This is a genomic window from Vibrio sp. 1727, from assembly GCF_033344415.1.
In the GTDB taxonomy this organism is placed as follows: Bacteria; Pseudomonadota; Gammaproteobacteria; order Enterobacterales; family Vibrionaceae; genus Vibrio; species Vibrio alginolyticus.
This window is the reverse complement of the sequence record NZ_JAWPOT010000628.1, coordinates 1-530: the sequence shown is the minus strand read 5'-3', so window position 1 is coordinate 530 and position 530 is coordinate 1. Positions and strand designations below refer to the sequence as shown.

1 protein-coding gene is annotated in these 530 nt (G+C 44.5%); it reads left to right on the top strand.

The features are described 5' to 3' along the window. On the top strand, positions 1 to 516 hold a 516-nt coding region (locus tag R8O10_RS27285), incomplete at its 5' end, for an Hpt domain-containing protein (protein WP_318192242.1). Positions 517 to 530: the final 14 nt, after the last annotated feature.

The window sequence follows — 530 nt, the reverse complement described above, 5'->3', positions numbered from 1 at the left end:
TACTTGCCAAAACCGGTTGAGAAAGAAGCCCTTGCTACGTTGATTCAGGATGTTCTGGATGGCAAACAACTACTGCTTCCGCAAAGTGGAGAATGCTTACCTCTGAGCGAAACGAGCGACACCAATCTAACTATTGAAAATCAGGTCGAACAAGACCACCAACAACGAGAGGAACCAGAGATGGTCATCATTAATCCAAGCGTGATCCAGTCCGACATGAAGATTTTAGGCAGAGAAAAAATGCTGCATATCATCGACTTGTTCAGAAATACCAGTGCGGATGTACTTGGACAGTTGGTTGAGTCAGCAGAAAAAAATGATAGCCTAGCAGTGAAAAATCTCGCTCATAAACTAAAAGGCAGTGCGGGGAGTTTAGGTCTTACTGCGTTAATGAACACTTGCCAAAGTATCGAGATTGCTGCCGAACCGCTAGATACATACAACGCTCAGCAAGGTTTATTGGACGAACAAGTTGCTGCGGCAGTTAATGCGCTTGATGAGCTGATGGCAGAATAAAGCTCTGCTTTTTC